Below are 18,595 nucleotides of genomic sequence, written 5' to 3'. Positions count from 1 at the left end.
CCGGTGGATTGCGGCGACAACTGACGGGAATGCAACGTCCAGTCGCATCCGCGAGTTCGTGAAGCTAGAATGCTTGCGTGATAATCGATTCGACGAGGGCGCAGAAGAAGTCGCGGCGGATCTGTCGAGAGGTTCGAAAAGAGGGAGCAATTGCGATCGTGGCCGATCGGAGACCGCGTCGCTGCGGCAAGTTGGCCGAGCGAAAGCCGTGACTTTGGCCGCGAGAACGATGCTGCCCGGCCCGACCAAAGGGAAGGTGTTGGGTGGTCGGAAGTGGCGATCGCTAGCGCGAGTTCGTTGGAGCTACAGGCCTGGAGCCGCTCGAAGCAAACGCGTTTCTAACGGTAGACGCCAACTTCACCCAAGTACACGACAACGAGCCTTCTATCATGCACGACTCCGGCCTCGACCGCTTTGGACGGCGCGGGTTGGGCGTTGACAATGCGAGGATGCGAGGCTCTTCGGCGACTGGCTGTTGAAGTTCGGCCAAAGCCGCTTCGCGACGTTGCACATCAAGAAAGCGCTTATACGCCGCATAAATCCGTGCGCGCTCGTTCGCAGTCGGGTTCGGACCAGCGATATCGAAGCTGCGGTACTGGAATAGATCGTAGTAGGCATAACCTCCGCCCATCTTTTGGCGGCCGGCAAAGCGGGCGCCGCAATCCATAATCCGCGCGACGCGCTCGGCGCCCAAAAACATCCTTCGGCTCCACTCCGCACATTCCTCAAAGTCGCTCCCAATTGCGGACGAAGGGACGCTTAGCCTCAGCGTGGCAATCACAAGTGCTGTCACCGCAACAAAAGTTGCGGGAAACCTTGTTGGCTTGGGCCGCGCCGCAAACATGCCAAAATATCTTCCCCGTTGAGTCGCAATTACAACGTTTAGGGAATTTTTCGCCTCAATCCTGTGGCGCGCGAGCCACAGCAAGCTTTTTTACGTGGGCCGTTGGGTTCCCTGCCTGCGCCCGAGGAGCTCCTTTTTCGATCAGTCAGCCGACAGGTCCGTCATGGACCAAAGCGCTTTGTGTATTTTGTACTTCCGCCGCGGAACGGAAACTCGGCGTTTTGTTTATGCTGCATCAGGAAAACAGAAGAGTAAGACGTGAGTATCCATGTCTAATTACTTCCATGCACGTGAGGCAGCGGCAGCATTGCTCAAAATGGCAAAAACAACTTCCGATCCCGACTTCGCGGCCGGGCTTGTGCAAGCCGCCGCCGGTCAGAGGCAGCGCTGGACTGAAGATTCGGGGCCCTAGTGGCTGGTGGAGCGTCGGTTCATTTCCTCAAGAAGCTCGCGCATTGCATCGAACTGCGTGCCGAAGCCTTTCCAATCTCCGGACTTCAATCGCTCTACTGCTTGATTGTAGCGATCAAGCGCTTCACGTGCCTGACTTGCCGCCGGGCCTGTAGCGGGCCTCTCCTCTGTCGTGGTTGAAACTGCCGGCGCAGCGCCGGGCTCCATGAACAGCGCGGCCAAGGCCTCGGCGAGTGTCTCCTTCATCACCACATGTTCGCCGTAGGCTGCGATCACGCGTTTCAGTTCCGGCAGGTGTCCGTGTTCCGCTCGCAGATAGAGCGGCGTTACATAGAGGATCGAGTTCTCGATCGGGATCACAAGCAAGTTCGCACCGCGTATCACCCGCGAGCCCATCTGATTCCAAAGAGTGATCTGTTGCGATATCTCGGTACTTTGATTGATCCGCGCCTCGATCTGGAACGGCCCGTAGACGAGCTTCTCCTTGGGAAACTCGTAGACGATCAGCTTGCCGTAGTCGGGCGCATCGCAGCGCGCGGCGAGCCACGCGATCATGTTGTCGCGGCGGCTAGGCACCATCGGAAGCATGAGGAAGAACTCGGCCTGCGGCTCACCGGGCAGCCGCATGATGATGTAGTAGGGGGCCATCGTTGCAACGCCGCCGCCGCCCGGCTGGCGCGGGAACTGCCAGAGATCCTCGCGGTTATAGAAAACGTCGGCCGCCTCCATGTGGTAAGTCTGATAGAGCCGCGCCTGAATCAGGAACAGATCCTCCGGATAGCGAATGTGCCTCTGCAGGTCCGCCGGCATAACCGCGAACGGCTTGAACAAGCTCGGAAAGATGCGCTGGAAGGTTGCGGCGACCGGGTCACCGGTGTCCATCAGATAAAAGTCGACGGTTCCGTTATAGGCATCGACGATAACCTTCACTGAATTGCGAATGTAGTTGAGGCCCAGCTCTTGCACCGGCTGTGCATAGGGGAAATAGGAACTCACCGTATAGGCGTCCTGCATCCAGAACATCCGCCCCTCGCTGATGACCAGATAAGGATCGTGATCGAGCCTGAGGAAGGGAGCGATCGTTCCTACGCGTTGCTGGATATTGCGGCGGATCATGATCCGGCTGTCGGCGGTGATGTAGCTTGAGAGCAGCAGGTTCGGGTCGTTGAAGTAATAAGCAAACAGGCCTCTCCACACCATCGATCCGATCGGAACGCCACCGGTGCCGTCATAGGCCGCGTAGACATTGTCCTTTCCCTTTGGATAGTCGAACTCAGGTGTGCTCCCTTTGACGATGACGTAACTGTCGTGCTCTTCGCCGTAGTAGATGCGCGGTTCGCGGATCTGGGGGCCTCCGTCCGCAACTGGGGGTATGTCGCGCAAATAAAAGAATGGCAGCCCTTCGCTGCTCTTGCGAGTGACCGGGCTCATCACCGCACCGGTGCCGTGAGTAAACAGCACGTGGCGGTTGACCCAGGTCTGGGCATTCGGCGGCAGCAAGGAGGGCCGCAGTTCGCGGGCCGAGATCATTACGCTTTGGTAGGAGCCATCGAGCCAATAGCGATCAACGTCAAGATGATGGAATTTGTAGTAGGTGCGGATCTCCTGCAGCTGCGCGTAGGTGTCTGACAAGGGCTGCCAGTCCCACAGCCTGATATTCTCGATTGTCGCCTTGTTGGCGTCGAGCGTCTTGGAGGTAAGCTTCTGTTCGGCAGCAAACGGCTTGGCTGCGATCTGATCGAGATTGTATGCCTGCCGGGTGAGCGCGATGTTGCGTTCAATGTAGGGCTTCTCCAGCTCCAACTCGCTTGGTTTGACGAAGAACTGCCGGAACAGCACGGGAGCTATGCCGGACAGCACGAAAGAGCCGATGACGACAAGCATGACCGCGGCGGCAGGAAGCCGGTAGGTCCTCACCCGGAGGTTTGCCAACGCAGCAACCGCCGCGCTGATCGACAGCCCGATCATTAGCCACAGGCCCGGCAGCCCCACATGCACGTCGGTGTAACTGGCGCCGACGACGACGCCGTTGTCGCCATAGAGCAGCAGATAACGGTCGAGAACATACGACCAGGCCTTCACGACGAAGAGGAGAGCAAGCAACGCCGAGCCGTGGGCGATTGCTGTCGGCGACGTCGATCGATGATGGATGTCGTATTCGATGTCGCCGTGCACCCAGTAGATCGCTGCGGCGAAGAGCGCGCTCAGAACGAGTGTGAGCATCATCCAGTTTTTGACGAGGATATAGGCCGGCAGCACGAAGAGGTAGAAACTGATATCCTTGTTGAAGAGCGGATCGTCTGCGCCGTAGGGAACGTGATAGAAAAACTGCAGGATGACGCCCCAATTGCCGACTTCCAAGGCGGCAACCAGCAGAGCGAGCAAACCGGCACCGCCCGCGATGACGCGGGGCCACGGCAGCCGGTCGCGCACGATCGCGAACAGGTCGGGCGGCGGCACATTGCCCGAAAGATTCCGCACGAAGGCCGCGACAGATTGCGGCGGCTGCCGTCGGGCAAAGCGGACCGCGAGCCATCCGTTCAACCAAAGGACGGCCGCAGTTCCGGTCCAGACTGCAAAGAGGATGACGGCTTTGGCGCCGATCGTCGTCCAAAAAACCTGAGGATAGCCGATCGCAGAAAACCACAGCCAGTCGACCAGGAAGTCGCTCGCGAGCCAGAGCAGGATCAGGCAAATCCCGGAGAAGACGGCCGCAATGATGAACCCGACCACGGCGCTTTGCCTTGGTGCCTTCCGTTCGGGTCCGGCAATCCCGATCGTCATGGTTTGATGATAGCAGAAATGAAGAATGTTTGCCGCTTGATTCATGACGGGATTGCGCGTCACAGCGGCCCCCCACCGGCGACGGCAGTTAAGCATCCTCCCCGCGCCTCATGGCGTCCAGGCGCCGTCGCCACGACTGCAAATCACTTCAAGCGTAAAACTTCACTCCTCCAATTTCTTGCTAAGTTCAGGATTGAGCTTGTTCCGATCGACAGACTGATAGAACGTGATGGGTCTGCATTTTCCCTCGAAATCCGCGAGGACAACAGCCGTCCACGGACTCGCGTTCTCGCCCGAACCGTCGCGGAGGTCCGGCATGACCTTGCGAGCAGCGATCACATACCAAGCGCGACCAGCCGCTGCGGCCTTCGCCGCTGCCGCGAACTCATCCAATATTCCGCGCAGATTTTTGCGCATTTCTTCTTCGCTGTCCCCGCGGAGGTGTTTTCGAGGCGACTTTCCTGCCTCTCCATACTCATGATGAATGTTCAACTGAAGTCGGGCATCATCCACTTCGATCTTGGTGACCCGTATCGCGGCTCCGCCTTCGCGAAGATAGTCTCGCACCCGGACATCGCAGGCCAAAAACCTGTCCGTTGGTGGCTGAGCGACGCTAGCTGCTGGGGGGACCGCGGTCTTCTTTTTTCGAGGAGCAGCATCCGCATGCATCGTCGCGATGGTAGCGCTGAAGAGCGCCGCGGCAAGCACGACGGGAAAAGGGGCATTCATGAGTGCGCTGCCAATGCTGTGCTTTTAGAACGCATTGGCCGCAGCGTTGGTTCCGCGGCCGGGAGCGGTGCTGAACGGCCGGAGAAGCGGCGGGGCGCGCCATCCCATGTTTGCGCTCAGCCGTAGATGATCTCTTCGTTGGCGATGTAATCGGCTGCCAAGCCTTGAGCCGACCGGATGCTGTCGAGGTAGCTCGAAGGCCTGATCCCGACATGGCCATCGCCGTGCACCGGGGGTGCCAGAGGGTCCCACTGTCTTTCCCCTGACTGTCCGGCATCCCACCGCGGCCAAAGCGAGCCAGCGGGAACTTTTTCCCCATAACAGCCTTGTTTAATATTGTTCTACAAAAACGGGACCTTACGGAGGCGGTTTGCGACCGTCGGCAGGTCATGGACTCGATTCTCATCAAGATCTTCGCCACGGCGCTTGCCTTCAGCCAGGTCACTACCCGTCCGGATGAGGTCAAGACGGAGTTCGATGCGGCGCACGACCGCCTCGAGGTGGCGCAGCTTTTGGGTGCCGGCTGCGCCCACATGCGCAAGGCTTTCGACATCGAGGACCTCAACCTGGACGACCTGATTGCCACTGCCATGGATGACAAAGAAGCGTTGAGCAGCGAGATCAAGGCACTCAAAGGACTGAATCTGGCCGACCTCCATGTGGCCTACAGACAGTTCTGCAAAGGCGAAAAAGTGGAAGGATCTCCGGTCGATCTTGGCCAGGTCATCGCTTTCTACAACAGCGCGGTCAAGGATCTGCCCGACGCCGCGCAGATCAAGCACCTCAGGCTTCCTGGCACCAGCGTAATCCTCGATAACAAGAGCCAGCGCGTTGCCGAGATTTACGCGCCGAACAATCGCCGCATCTGGGTCAAGCTTGCAGATATCCCGGAAGCGGTGCGCAACGCATTCATCGCCGCGGAGGACAAGCGCTTCTTCCAGCACATCGGCATTGACGAGCGCGGACTGGTCCGCGCCTTCCTCGGCAACTTCACGCAGCCGGGCCGGCCGCAGGGCGGCTCGACCATTACTCAGCAGGTCGTCAAGAACCTGCTGGTGGGCAACGACATCACTTACGAAAGAAAACTGCGCGAAATGATCGTTGCCTCGCGGATGGAGCGCTCCCTGACCAAGGCGGAAATCCTCGAGCTCTATCTCAACTCGATTTATCTCGGTCGCGGAGCCTGGGGCATCGAGATGGCGGCGCGCAGCTATTTCGGCAAACCAGCCAACGCGCTCTCCGCAGTCGAGGGCGCGCTGCTCGCCGGGCTCGCCAAGGGACCGAACTACTTCAATCCCGACCACCACCCTGAGCGCGCGCGCGAGCGCCTTGCCTACGTGCTGGGCCGCATGCAGGACGACGCCATGATCGACGCAGCCGCGGCGCAAGCAGTATTGCCGCAGTTCGTCGAGTACCGGCCGACGCGACGGGACTTCGCCTTTCATCTCGTCGATTACATTGCCCGCGAGGCAAAGGTGGCCGCCGGCCTCGATACTCTCACCAGTTCCTCCTACACGGTGCACTCGACGGTCAACTCGGCCTTGCAGCGCATAGTCGAAGCAACACTGCAGGAGGGCTTGGCGCGGTACGAGCTGAACACCAATCGCTACAAATTTGAGGGACCCGAGGCGAACATTTCCGATGCCGTCCGTCTGAGAGCGGCTGACCTGAAGACCACGGAGCCGGCTTGGCTCGTGGCGTTGAAGACGACGCGGCTACCACTCTATGACGTTCACTGGCAATCGGCGGTCGTCCTGGAGAATACGCGTGGAAAGCGCGGCCATGCGATCAACGTCGGTCTGACCGACGGAAGCATCCTGCCGCTGAACACCTGGAGCGCCGCGATCGGGCGAGGTCTCAAGCCGTACGACGTAGTCTATGTGCAGGTGCGCGAAGCCAAGGGTAAGCAAGCGCCGCGTGCCGATCTGCGCATTCGACCGACCGTGCAGGGAGCGGCGCTCGTACTCGGGAACGAAACCGGCCGCATTCTCGCGATGGCGGGTGGCTTTTCGTATCCGGCAAGCCAGCTCAACCGCGTCGTCCAGAGCCTGCGGCAACCCGGCTCGACCTTGAAGCCGCTGACCTACCTCGCCGCCCTTCAGAAGGGATTGCAACCCAACACGCTGGTGATGGACGAACCCATTACGCTGGCACCGATCGGCGCGACGGGCTACGCGCGCCAACGCGGTTTCTGGTCGCCGAAGAACTACGACGGCGGCGCTTCGGGCGCCATTACGCTGCGGCGTGCGCTGGAAAACTCCCGGAATCTCGCCACCGCGCAACTGCTCGCGACCGGCCTCGACGAAAGCGCCGAGCGAGGCCTCGATAGAGTCTGCGAGCTCGCAATGGAAGCGCAGCTCTACAAAGAATGCATGCGCTACTACCCGTTCGTACTCGGTGCCCAAACTGTGCGGCTCATCGACCTTGCGGCGTTTTATGCAGCGATCGCCAACGAAGGCGCACGACCCCGGCCCCATGCGATCGAAACGATCGAACAGGACGGCCGCCCAATCTACCAGCACGATCCGCGTGCGGTTGACTGGATCGGCTCCGCCGACCGCGCATCGTTTTACCAGTTGAAATCAATACTGCAGGGCGTGCTCGCGCGCGGAACTGCGCGCGAGGTGAAGCATCTCTCGCCCTTTGTCGGAGGCAAGACTGGTACCACTGATAATTCGGTCGACGCCTGGTTCGTCGGTTTCACAAATGACGTTACCATCGCCATCTGGGTCGGCTACGACAACAGCGACGGCGGGCGCCGCACCCTTGGGCGCGGCCAGACCGGCGGAAAAGTGGCTCTGCCGATGTTCGAGCCGATCGTGCAGGCAGCCTGGGAGCTGCACGCTCCCAAAACCGCATTGAACGGCCCTTCGCGCGAAGCCATGCGTCAGCTCGCTGCTCTGTCGATCGATCCCTATACCGGCGATCCTGCACCGGCCGGCTCCGGACGCGCTTTCACCGAACACCTCAAGAGGGATCCGGCGGGGAGAATCAATGATACGCAATTTCGGATCGTCTCGCGTGCCGAACGCTACGCCTATCGTGGCGGTTATGACGAAGACAGTGGGCCATTCCAGCAGTGGTCCCACGACAACCGCCTTTACGGCGATAACCGGCCGCCCTTTCCATTCCCCGGCTGGCGTCTTGGTCCGCGCGAATTTCCCTCCTGGCGCGGATATCCCGATGACGAGGACCGTCTCCCGCGACCGCCGCTGCGAGTCGATCCCGATTATTTCTGGCGGCGGCTGAATTGAGCATTGATGCCATGAGACTCCACGCTGCCGCTATCTTCATCGCCGCCTGCGTGGCCACTTGCACGGGCGCGGCCGCGCAGGAATTCCAGCTGGAGGACGTGCCCGCAGTCGCCAGCGTTCCAATCGCACAGATCAAGCCGCGCACGGTCATCTTCGCCGACCAACGCAACGACAAGCTCGCCGATTCCTCGACCGGGCTCATTCCTTTCGACGATTGGGCCCGCTCACGTCCGGGTCAGCGGCGCTTCCTCTCGCTCTTCCCGAGCTTCGTTGAGCCCACGCTCAAGCAACAAACGAAGCTGAAGCTCTCGGTCTACCAGGCGGAGGCGCGGTTTCGACTTCCAAGACCGGCAGCGGCATTGGATCTGTCGCGGTATGCCAATGTTGCGTTCCTCGAGCAGATCGATCCGGCAGTCAAGCACCGGCCGATCACGGCGGGCGATGCTGTTCCCAACAAGGACGCGGGCGCCGCGCACAACCGTCCACCGGATCGCCGCTGGTGCGAGGACGCGAAGGCGATCTGCGTTCAGTCCCGCTACATGTTCGAAGGGAAAATTCCGGCGGGCATTCAGCTTGCCAACAAGCTGCGCGAGGAGAGCAAGAAGCCGATCCCGGATTTCATCGAGTTCCAGAGTGAGATCATGTTGGTCGCGCAGCCGCAGCTTGCCGAGCTGCCGAGCCTGACAGGGCTCGAATCCACAGTCAGCGGCGGGCTCGAGCAGAACATCTTTTGGGTCAACCAGGTCATCCAGTTCGGCAAGCTGCTTGCGGTTGTGCAACAGCATCCGGCCGATCGGGAAGCCGTCATCGCGACGGTCTACATCCTGATTGCGGTCAGGGACGACGTGCTGAACAAGCAAAGGGAATACAGCAGAACACCCATGCTGCGAAACCTCGTGCCCGCGCAACTGCTCATGGGCAACAGCTCCTTCAACAGCGGCGATTCGCTGAGCGCCGGCCTGCCGAAATACGCCAGAAGCCGCATCAAGGCGATCGCTGAATTGATGGAACGGGAATGAGCAGATCGTGTGCGGCGACGCAGGTGGCTCTGTCACCGCCAAAAGTGTTACGCCGTTTCCACATGCTTACGCGACAGCGCCGCCCTGTTCACAAGGGACGCGATCGCTGAGCGAAGGCAGATTCAGGCGTTGGGTGAAGCGCGCAAGCTGCTAGAGATTCCGCAAAGATGGGCCGCCACGCGCGATCATCGATCGCGCGCGATCGCTTCCGCCTTCGAACCGGCGCTCCGCATGCGAACCTGAGATGCGGCTCAGGCGTCAAACAGTCGCCATCCGTCACGAGACGCGAAATGGCCATGCGGCTCGCACCCTGCGTCAAATCAACGGGCGTGGCCGAGGACGAAGTATTTCGCAATACGAGAACGAGCAGGCAGGCTATCCGAAATGCGGCTCTGCGAAGAAGCCGTCCCTGTGTGGTGTCGCCATCATCGTTCCCGACTGATGAGCCGCTCGAGATTTCCAGAACTGCCCCGTGAGAAACGGCGTCCATCGCACACATGCAGCGCTCCTGCTCGGTTGAACATGCGCACGATGCGGCCCGGTTGTCGCAGAACTTTGCCGACAACTGCCGGGAATTGTCGCGATCTGTCTCAGGGATGCTGCATTGCATAGTTCGCGACAAGTTGGCCGTCTTTGCCTGGCGCCTCCTCCCATCTGCCGTTCTTCAATCACGTTGCTTTCAATGCGGCTTCCCGATCGCATCAGATCCTGACGGACATGCGAGTTTGCGACAATTTGCGACAGATACGGCCCGCCGGGACAAGGTTCTGCGACAGCTTGTGGCTAAGATGTTTCGACTGAGATCGAAGATCCTTGCACATGAGGGGCGGTTCCTCACGGAACAGGCCGGCACCTTTCCCGATTTAACGCCACGTTCCTGTCAGGGCAGCCATGCCGCAAGGATTTGATTTCAGTCGATCGTACCCAGCCGATACATTCTGTTACACTTTTCCGATGGGTTGGGTGCTGGACTTCAGTATGATGCGGAACGGAGCAATCGGATGGAATCGGCACCGCACATCGCCGTCGTAGACGATCATCGTGACATCCGCGACCTGGTCGGCAAATACTTGATGCAGCATGGCTACCGCATCAGCCTCGCGGAGAGCGCTGTGGCACTGCGCCGTCTGCTCGAACGAAGTGCTCCGGACCTGGTGGTTCTTGACATCATGATGCCGGGCGAAGACGGATTGTCGCTCTGCCGCCATCTACGCAGCACCACGGAGCTTCCCGTTATCCTGTTGACTGCCATGGCGGAGGAGACCGACCGTATCGTCGGTCTGGAAGTCGGCGCCGACGACTACGTGACGAAGCCATTCAATCCCCGTGAACTCCTCGCCCGCATCAAGGCGGTGCTTCGGCGAGTGCAAAGCCTGCCGCCGCAGAAGGGCCGGCTCGCGAGCAAGATCGTACGTTTCGACCGGTGGACTTTTGACGTCAACCGGCGCGAATTGCTGGGAAACGACGGCGTTGCCGTGCCGCTCAGCACGGCGGAGTTCCGTCTCTTATGCGCATTTCTCGATCATCCGGGCCTGGTACTCAGCCGCAATCAGCTCCTTGACCTGACAGTCGGCCGAGATGCCGATCCGTTCGACCGCAGCATCGACAATCAGGTCAGCCGCTTGCGGAAGAAGATCGAGGCCGACCCGAAAGTACCAGCCTTGATCAAGACTCACTGGGGTGGTGGATACAGCCTCGTCGCAGAGATCGGGCAGCCATGATGAGCTTGTGGACGCGCAGTCTTGCAGCCCGTTTCATCTGCTTCACGCTGCTATCCCTCGTGCTGTCGCAAGCAATCGTGTTCTTCATTTCCTGGGATGAGCACGGGCAGTCGATGCGGAAGGCCGCCAAGGGCGAGATATTCAGCCGGTGTGCCTCGCTGGCCCGGGTCCTGGAAGCGACCCCTCAGTCGCTGCAGACCGACATCCTTAACGCCAGCAACACCAGTTCGGCGAGATACTGGATATCGACCAACGGCCTGAAGGATGCCTCGGCATGGCGAGAGGAGGCATGGGAGCGCCTGGCGCAGCCATTGCCGCGCGTATCCTTTGCTGGCCACAATGTGCCCGCCGAGGTGAGACCGGACTTCACCCGAAACACAGCCAAGAGCAGCAGCGCCACCTCACAGTGGATCGACCTGAAACCGGAAGCCTGGCCGCTCTCCCGGCCGGCGAAGTTTCTTTATCTCGATGACGCCACCGGCATGGGTCTGGCCGTTCAGTTGGCGAACGGGGCGTGGCTGAACACTGCATTTGCCAAACCCGCACAAGACGGCTTCTGGACCTCCAAATCCACCCTGGCGCTCGGCCTTTCGGCATTGTCGTTGTCGATCATTGCCGTGTTTGCCGCGCGCGGCATTGCGCGACCCTTGCGCCGCCTCGCCGTAGCAGCCGAGGCCCTTGGCCGTGGCCAGGAGATCGTGCCGCTGCCGGAAACCGGCCCCGACGATATCCGACGCACCGCCGAGGCATTCAATCGCATGCAAGCGCGCCTGCACCGTTTCGTCGACGACCGCACCAAAATGCTGGCCGCCATTGGTCATGATCTGCGCACACCCCTGACCTCGCTTCGTTTGCGTACAGAATTCGTGCACGACGAGGACATCCGCGAGAAAATGCTTTCCACCATTACCGAAATCCAGACGATGACGGAGGCTACCCTCGCATTCGCCCGCGAAGACGCAACCGCGGAGATGACGCGAACCGTGGACCTCTCGGCGCTCGTGGAAAGTCTCTGCGACGATCTTGCCGAACTCGGTCATGACATCTCTTTTTCGAACGGACAGAAAATCGGCTACAGCTGCCGGCCAGACGCACTCCGCCGCGCGTGCCGTAACCTCATTGAGAATGCCATCCGTTATGGCGAGCGGGCGCGCGTCAGCGTGGAGAGGCGCGCAGATAATATCGAAATCATCGTCTCGGATGATGGACCCGGCATTCCCGACAGCGCCCGGGAGCAGGTTTTTACGCCATTTTTCCGGATGGAGAATTCGCGAAACCGCGAAACGGGAGGCGTAGGCCTCGGCCTTTCCATTGCCCGGACCATTGTGCGCCACCACGGCGGAGACATTGTCTTGACCAACGGGCCGAAGGGATTGCACGCGGTCATCAGCCTGCCGGCGCAGGAGGGCGCGCCGCCTCCGGCCAGCCGACCGATCACGGCCGCAGCAGCGAAGGACGTTATCAACGATCTCGAACCGGCTCCGCGCGGCATCGCTTGAAACTCGGCGGTGCGCGTGTGCATCTTCGCTGGCAGCCTGTTCGCTGTCCTGATCTCGCCCGACAATCTGTCCTTGTCGTTTTTCTTCGACACGGCGCAGTCGAATACGCTGACAGTGGCCATGCTAAGGCCGAAAGTGGTGGCTTTTAGAACCGGCATGGGCCTCGTTTCGCTTGAGGCGGCGCTGAATGCGATGCTGGCGGCCCCCCGTGTCTTGGAGAGGGTGTGAGTAGCTCAGCCTTGGCGAACCAATGCCGCATTGGCAGACCGCCCCTTCTCGGATCTGTAGCACCGCCGCAGCGCTTCGCAGTCGTTAACATGGCCTACAGGAACAACCGGGGATCTCGATGTTGCGGCAGTGTGCGCTCAGGACTGCTCTGCTTGCGGCTGCTTCAGGAGAAGGGCCTGCAATTCGCCAGATCGGAACATCTCCGTCACGATGTCACAGCCGCCTACGAATTCGCCGTGGACGTACAGTTGCGGAATCGTCGGCCAATCCGAGTAATCCTTGATACCTTGGCGCAGCTCTTCGGACTGGTAGATATCGTGCGATCTGAATGGAACGCCGAGATGGTCGAGGATCCGGACGACTTGCGCAGAGAATCCACAAGCCGGCGCCGTCGGCGTGCCCTTCATGAACAGAAGAATCTCGTTTGCGTTCACTTCGCTGCGAATGAAGTCTGCAACGCTCATGTTCCTCCCCTCCGTTGGTCGGCAAGAGCGATAATAATTACCGCCCGAGCGGGAAATCTATAAGTGCGATTTTAGAACTTATTCCACCGCCGGCTGGAATTCCAGAGGCACGTTTGCACAATTTCCTGTCAGTCGACGGCTATGCCGGCTCACAAAAAGGGCCAGCTGCAATGCAGCCGGCCCAAGGTCCAAGTCAGCGGAAGCCCGATACCGCTTGCCTGGGGAATTTCAATCGCAATAAACGACCCGTTCTCGGGAAAGTCAATTCTAAAATAGAATTGACTTAAGTACCTGTCCTAAAGGCTGTAGCCGGGGAGAGGCACCCCTCATATCTCGTCGCGCTTTCCCCATGCACCGAAATCATCGTTGATCGAACTTGGTCAGTCGCCACCTCACCAGATCGTCGGCGCCGGGACCGGCCTGAGGCCGAACATCCCTCATGCGGACCACCTCGGCTGACTTCTCGTCCACGAGCGCCAGCTTCACCTGGCGTCCGCTGTTCCTGTTGATGAATTTGAGAGGGGGGCCGGCGTCCCCGGTAATTCCCCATTTATCCCCGACCTGGGCAAGCGCCTGAACGACGAGGATGACGTCCCTGCCCTTTCGGGTCAGGAGGTATTCGTAACGATCGGGACCCGACTGATACTGCCGCCGCTCGATCAGTTCATTTTCTTCAAGATGCTTGAGGCGGTCGGACAAGGTGGCATGGGTCACACCAGTCGACTTTCTCAAATCCTCGTACTTGCTCAAACCCAGCGACAGGTCGCGCAAGATCAGGACTGCCCAGCGATCGCCGACGGCATCCAGCACCCCGGCGATCGAACAAGCCATTCCCTCAAAACTCTTCGAGCGCATCTGCGTGGACCTCCGAATAACTCTTATTACCAGAGTAAACTTGCCTGGCCCGCTATCCAAGGCCAGACCGGGAATTTTCATGCAAGAACTCACTTGCTTTCCAGTCACTCTTATTATTAGAGTTGGTCAATGCACAATGGGAGGACAATGGATATGAGCGAACTGCGCGACCTTGTCCTCAACGCTCATGGTGTCGCGCGTTGGAAATCGGCCAGCACGATCGAAGGCTATATGTCGATCACCGGAATGCTTTGGGCCAGAAAGGGTTGGCCCGATGCCCTGAAGCAGGTTCACGTCACGACCGATACCGGCGCTCAGCGGGTCAGCTATCAGCCGTTCACCAAGCCGGACTGGCGCAGCGTCTATCATCCCGAGGCCGTCGCCATCGAGACCTCGAATGGCAAGCCCATCAAGAGCAGGGCAAATGGTCGCGATCGATATTGCCGACATCCGGCTCTCATAAAGAAGTACGGCAGACAACGTGCTGTAATCAGGAGCAATGCATGCCCGAACCCGACGATCGTCATGTGGTAACCTTGGAGATCAACGGCACGCGCAAGACCGTCACGGTGGAAGCGCGAAAATTGCTGGTCCACCTGATCAGGGAAGACCTTGGCCTCACCGGAACGCATGTCGGTTGCGATACTTCGCAGTGCGGCGCCTGCACTGTGGAGATCGACGGACAGGCAATCAAGTCCTGCACCGTGCTGGCCGTAATGGCAGACGGTGCGTCGATCACAACGATCGAGGGCCTGACCGACATAGGGGCCGAACTCAGCCCGGTTCAGGCGGCGTTCCATGAGCATCACGCTCTGCAATGTGGCTTCTGCACGCCGGGCATGGTGATGAGCGTGCGCCAGCTATTGAGGGATCAGCCCAATCCGAGCGAGCATGACATCCGACACGGCCTCGCCGGCAACATCTGCCGCTGCACCGGCTATCACAACATCGTCCGCGCAGTCGAAAGCCTGGCATCGAAAGGCGACCAGCCATGAACGATACGACTGCGATCCGCCATATCGGCCAGCCACTCAGGCGACGCGAGGATCTCAAGTTTCTCGCCGGCAAGGGCCGATACGTCGATGATGTCAGGTTGCCGGGCATGCTGCATATGGCAGTACTGCGATCGCCGCACGCCCACGCCAAGATCAGAAGCGTCGATCTGTCGGCAGCCAAAGTCGCACCGGGTGTTCGCCTTGTTTTGTCCGGCAAGGCGCTCGCCGGCAAGATCGGCCCGATCGTGCCGAACTGGGTCATTCCCGGCAGCAAGGTACCGTTCCGTCCGGTGGTCGCGACCGATTGCGTTCGCTTTGTCGGCGAGTGCGTGGCACTCGTGGTGGCGGAAACGCTGGCTGAAGCCTATGACGCCGTCGGCATGATCGAAGTCGAGTACGACGTGCTGCCCGCTGTGATCGATGAGGAAGTCGCGATCCGGGAGGGCGCACGGCAGCTCCATGACAACGTTCCGGGCAATATCACCACGATCTACAAGGTGCGCGGCGGCGACTACCAGAACGCCGCCCGCGAGGCCGATCATGTCATCGGCCTGCGCGTCGTCAACAACCGCCTGATCCCCACCTGCATGGAAACGCGCGCGATCGTTGCCTCGCCAGAACCGGACGGCACCTTGACGGTTTATATCGGCAGCCAGGTTCCCCACATGCACCGGCGCTGGATCGCGGAAACGGTCGGCATTCCCGAGCATCAATTGCGGGTGGTCGCACCTGATATCGGAGGCGGCTTTGGCGCCAAGATGCATCTGTATCCGGAAGACCTGCTCTGCCCCTATCTCGCGCGCGAACTTGACGCACCGGTCAAGTGGTGGGAGAGCCGCTCCGAGAGCCATCAATCGACCAGCCATGGCCGCGCTCATACAGAAAACATCGAGGTTGCGTTCAGGAACGACGGCAAAATCCTCGGCCTGAAGGTCGACACCTTCGGCAACGTCGGCGCCTACCTGTCGAACATGGCGAGCGGCGGTCCGACCGTGAATACCATCAACTTTGGCACCGGCACTTACAAGATAGACAACTATGAGGCTATTTCCCGCGTCGTCGTGACCAATACCGTGCCGGTTGATGCCTATCGCGGCTATGGCCGGCCCGAAGGCGCGTATATTGCCGAGCGCGCGATCGATGCGGTGGCACGCCACCTCGAGCTCGACCAGGTCGAAGTGCGGCGGAAGAATTTCGTTCAACCGGCGGAATTTCCCTATCGGCCCTACGGCAGCACGGGCGTGATGTACGACAGCGGCAATTACCAGGGACTGCTCGACAAGGCGCTCGCGGCTTTCGACTATGAAGGCCGCCGCAGCGAATGCCAAGCCTTGCGCGGAAGCGGCATCTATCGCGGCATTGGCGTCGCCGCCTATACGCATATGTGCGGGATGGCACCATCACGCCGGTTGGCTGTGAGCGGATTCGACCGGGGCGGCTGGGAAAGCGCGCGGGTCAGCATCGATTCCAGCGGACGAGCCACGATCTATTCGGGCTCGATGAGCCAGGGACAAGGCCATATCACGTCGTTGTCGCAGATCGCTGCCGACGTGTTGCAGATTCCGATTGAAGACATCGACATCGTACAGGGCGACACGCGCCAGGTACAGGCTGGCCACGGCACCTTCAATTCCCGTTCGATGGCGGTCGGTGGATCCAGCGTGCACGTGTCCTCGCAACGCATTGTCGCCAAGGCGAAGAAGATCGCGGCGGGCATGCTGGAAGTGGACGAGAAGGACGTTTCCTATTCGGCCGGCGCGTTCAGCGTGCCCGGTACCGATATCGCGCCGGTAACCTTCCCGAAGGTGGCCCGCATGGCCTATCTCGGGCATAAACTGCCGGATGGCGTCGCGCCGGGCCTTGATGAGACGGTGTTTTACGACCCGACCGGCATGGGTTCGCCGTCAGGCATCCATCTCGCCTATGTCGAAGTCGATCCGGAGACCGGGATTGTCGATATCCTCGACTATGTCGCGGTTGACGACGTTGGCACGCTGATCAATCCCCGTCTCGCGGCCGGCCAGATCCATGGCGGCGTCGTGCAGGGCATCGCACAAGCGCTCTATGAAGAGGTCAGCTACGATCCTGACAATGGGCAGCTGCTGACCGGTTCGCTGCTCGATTATGCCGTTCCGCGCGCCGAGCATGTGCCGAACATCCGATCGCTATTCCAGCAAACTCCCTCGCCGACCAATCCGATCGGCGTCAAGGGCATCGGCGAGAGCGGCTCGATTGCCGCCCCGCCCTGCATGGTTCACGCCGTGCTCGATGCCTTGTCACCGTTCGGTATCAAATATCTGGACATGCCGATGACGCCGCCACGGGTCTGGGCGGCGGTGCAACAAGCACGCATGGGAGCGTCCCAATGATCCCCGCAGCCTTCGATTATGTTCGCGCGTCTTCGCTCGCCCAGGCGATCGATCTGTTGCGCGACGATCCTGACGGAACAAAGCTCCTTGCCGGTGGCCATACCTTGTTGCCGGCGCTGAAGCTGCGGCTGGCATCGCCCGAACTCCTGGTCGATATTGGCGGCATCGCCGAGCTCAAGGGAATCGAGATCAGCGAAACCGGCATCAGGACCGGCGCACTGGCCACCCATGCCGAACTGTTTGCTTCCGAGCCGCTGTACAGGGAATTACCGATCTTTCGCCAGGCAGCCAGCCTGATTGCCGATCCCCAGGTGCGTAACCGCGGCACGATCGGCGGTTCGCTCGCGAACGCCGATCCCGCGGCTGACTGGCCGGCGATAGTGGTGGCGCTGCAGGCAGAGATCGAGATCGCAGGCCCGAATGGCCTGAGAAGGGTGGCGGCACGGGATTTCTTCGTCGATATCTTTTCGACCGCGCTGGCACCGGACGAGATTCTCGCCAGCATCCGTATTCCGCGGCCGAAGCCCGGCATGCGTTTCATCTACCGAAAGATCCGACATCCCGCGAGCGGTTTTGCCGTTGTAGGAATCGCGGTTGGCGTGCGACTGCAGCAGGATGCGGTTGACGAGATTTCCATCGGCGTCACCGGTGCAGCGAACCACGCGTTCGCCGGCCAACACGCTTCCGATTTCCTGATCGGCAAGACGCTTTCGCGGGACAACATCGACCAGGCGGCAAAATTGCTGAGTGAGACCACCGAGTGCCTCTCCGACCGCTACGCTTCGGCGAAATACCGCGCGAATCTGATCCGGGTCGAGACCAGACGCGCGCTATTTGCGCTTTCGTCGTGAAACGTGAGCCTTCGCGCCGGCCGCCGCACGATCGGCGGCATCGCCACCAAATCGCTTGCGGTTGAATGGAACAGCACCCGAGCCGGCAACGATCTCGACATCCTCGAGCCGCAACGGCTTGCCGCCGCTCGTCCGCAATGCCGGATATTCGATCGGGCGTCCGGCGGCGCGTTCGCGGAACACTACCTGCGGCCCTGCGGGCTCCGCCAGCCAGTCGTCACCCCATTTCTTAAGCGCGAGATAGGCCGGAAAGAAATCGCGTCCTTTCTCGGTCAGAACGTATTCGTATCGCCCGGCGTGTTCGGGCAACGGCACCCGCGTCATGACGCCGGCATCGATCAATTTCTTCAGCCGGGTGCTCAAGATATTGGGAGCGATCCCGATATAGTATTCGAATTCGTCGAAGCGTTTCACGCCGTAATAGGCCTCGCGCAGGATCAGGATGGACCAGCGGTCGCCGACAACTTCCATGGCGCGCGCCATGGAACATTCCTTGTTTGCAAGACGGCTTCGCTTCACACTGGACATAGCTCTTTCACCCGAACTCAGCTCATACCATATTGAGCGGGATT

14 protein-coding genes are annotated in these 18,595 nt (G+C 60.3%); 9 read left to right on the top strand and 5 right to left on the bottom strand.

Annotated features, from left to right (window positions below):
• Nucleotides 1–1,252 precede the first annotated feature (1,252 nt).
• Both ACH79_RS16770 and ACH79_RS16765 read right to left on the bottom strand, forming a co-directional pair.
• Nucleotides 1,253–4,039 carry a UPF0182 family protein gene (locus tag ACH79_RS16770; RefSeq protein WP_161856401.1) on the bottom strand — a complete coding sequence of 929 codons (2,787 nt, stop codon included), beginning with the start codon at nucleotides 4,037–4,039 and terminating at the stop codon, nucleotides 1,253–1,255.
• A 162-nt stretch (nucleotides 4,040–4,201) separates the two neighbouring features.
• Entirely contained in the window at nucleotides 4,202–4,768 is a 567-nt protein-coding gene (locus tag ACH79_RS16765; protein ID WP_161851974.1) for a hypothetical protein, read from the bottom strand.
• A gap of 389 nt (nucleotides 4,769–5,157) precedes the next feature.
• Here ACH79_RS16765 and ACH79_RS16760 point away from each other — a divergent pair, with 389 nt between their 5' ends.
• From ACH79_RS16760 to ACH79_RS16740, 5 genes are all read left to right on the top strand, one after another.
• A complete protein-coding gene (locus ACH79_RS16760) occupies nucleotides 5,158–8,022 on the top strand; it encodes a penicillin-binding protein 1A (RefSeq protein ID WP_161851973.1) in 2,865 nt (954 codons plus the stop codon).
• An 11-nt stretch (nucleotides 8,023–8,033) separates the two neighbouring features.
• Nucleotides 8,034–9,041 carry a hypothetical protein gene (locus tag ACH79_RS16755; protein ID WP_161851972.1) on the top strand — a complete coding sequence of 336 codons (1,008 nt, stop codon included), beginning with the start codon at nucleotides 8,034–8,036 and terminating at the stop codon, nucleotides 9,039–9,041.
• 1,001 nt (nucleotides 9,042–10,042) lie between these two features.
• Nucleotides 10,043–10,762 carry a response regulator gene (locus ACH79_RS16750; protein WP_161851971.1) on the top strand — a complete coding sequence of 240 codons (720 nt, stop codon included), beginning with the start codon at nucleotides 10,043–10,045 and terminating at the stop codon, nucleotides 10,760–10,762.
• Nucleotides 10,759–12,261: a HAMP domain-containing sensor histidine kinase gene (locus ACH79_RS16745; RefSeq protein WP_161851970.1), complete on the top strand. Its 1,503-nt coding sequence runs from the start codon at nucleotides 10,759–10,761 to the stop codon at nucleotides 12,259–12,261. The genes ACH79_RS16750 and ACH79_RS16745 overlap by 4 nt, the downstream gene beginning before the upstream one ends.
• 15 nt (nucleotides 12,262–12,276) lie before the next feature.
• Nucleotides 12,277–12,489 (top strand): hypothetical protein, encoded by a 213-nt coding sequence (locus ACH79_RS16740; RefSeq protein ID WP_161851969.1) that lies wholly within the window; start codon nucleotides 12,277–12,279, stop codon nucleotides 12,487–12,489.
• 137 nt (nucleotides 12,490–12,626) lie between these two features.
• Here ACH79_RS16740 and grxD read toward each other — a convergent pair whose 3' ends face one another.
• Complete coding sequence (gene grxD / locus ACH79_RS16735) at nucleotides 12,627–12,953, bottom strand: Grx4 family monothiol glutaredoxin (RefSeq protein WP_161851968.1); 327 nt, start codon at nucleotides 12,951–12,953, stop codon at nucleotides 12,627–12,629.
• Between the two features lie 360 nt (nucleotides 12,954–13,313).
• Nucleotides 13,314–13,808, bottom strand: coding sequence for a helix-turn-helix domain-containing protein (locus ACH79_RS16730; RefSeq protein WP_161851967.1), 495 nt, complete (start codon nucleotides 13,806–13,808; stop codon nucleotides 13,314–13,316).
• Between the two features lie 153 nt (nucleotides 13,809–13,961).
• Here ACH79_RS16730 and ACH79_RS16725 point away from each other — a divergent pair, with 153 nt between their 5' ends.
• The 4 genes from ACH79_RS16725 to ACH79_RS16710 are packed head-to-tail and all read left to right on the top strand — an operon-like array spanning nucleotide 13,962 to nucleotide 18,023.
• Nucleotides 13,962–14,342: a hypothetical protein gene (locus tag ACH79_RS16725; protein ID WP_161851966.1), complete on the top strand. Its 381-nt coding sequence runs from the start codon at nucleotides 13,962–13,964 to the stop codon at nucleotides 14,340–14,342.
• Entirely contained in the window at nucleotides 14,312–14,803 is a 492-nt protein-coding gene (locus tag ACH79_RS16720; RefSeq protein WP_161851965.1) for a (2Fe-2S)-binding protein, read from the top strand. The genes ACH79_RS16725 and ACH79_RS16720 overlap by 31 nt, the downstream gene beginning before the upstream one ends.
• Nucleotides 14,800–17,172 (top strand): xanthine dehydrogenase family protein molybdopterin-binding subunit, encoded by a 2,373-nt coding sequence (locus tag ACH79_RS16715; RefSeq protein ID WP_161851964.1) that lies wholly within the window; start codon nucleotides 14,800–14,802, stop codon nucleotides 17,170–17,172. The genes ACH79_RS16720 and ACH79_RS16715 overlap by 4 nt, the downstream gene beginning before the upstream one ends.
• Nucleotides 17,169–18,023 (top strand): xanthine dehydrogenase family protein subunit M, encoded by an 855-nt coding sequence (locus ACH79_RS16710; RefSeq protein WP_161851963.1) that lies wholly within the window; start codon nucleotides 17,169–17,171, stop codon nucleotides 18,021–18,023. The genes ACH79_RS16715 and ACH79_RS16710 overlap by 4 nt, the downstream gene beginning before the upstream one ends.
• Here ACH79_RS16710 and ACH79_RS16705 read toward each other — a convergent pair.
• Nucleotides 18,003–18,506, bottom strand: coding sequence for a helix-turn-helix domain-containing protein (locus ACH79_RS16705; protein WP_161851962.1), 504 nt, complete (start codon nucleotides 18,504–18,506; stop codon nucleotides 18,003–18,005). The genes ACH79_RS16710 and ACH79_RS16705 overlap by 21 nt on opposite strands.
• Nucleotides 18,507–18,595 lie beyond the last annotated feature (89 nt).

Source organism: Bradyrhizobium sp. CCBAU 051011, from assembly GCF_009930815.1.
Classification (GTDB): Bacteria; Pseudomonadota; Alphaproteobacteria; order Rhizobiales; family Xanthobacteraceae; genus Bradyrhizobium.
The sequence above is the reverse complement of the archived record's forward strand: the minus strand, read 5'-3'. Positions and strand labels throughout refer to the sequence as shown.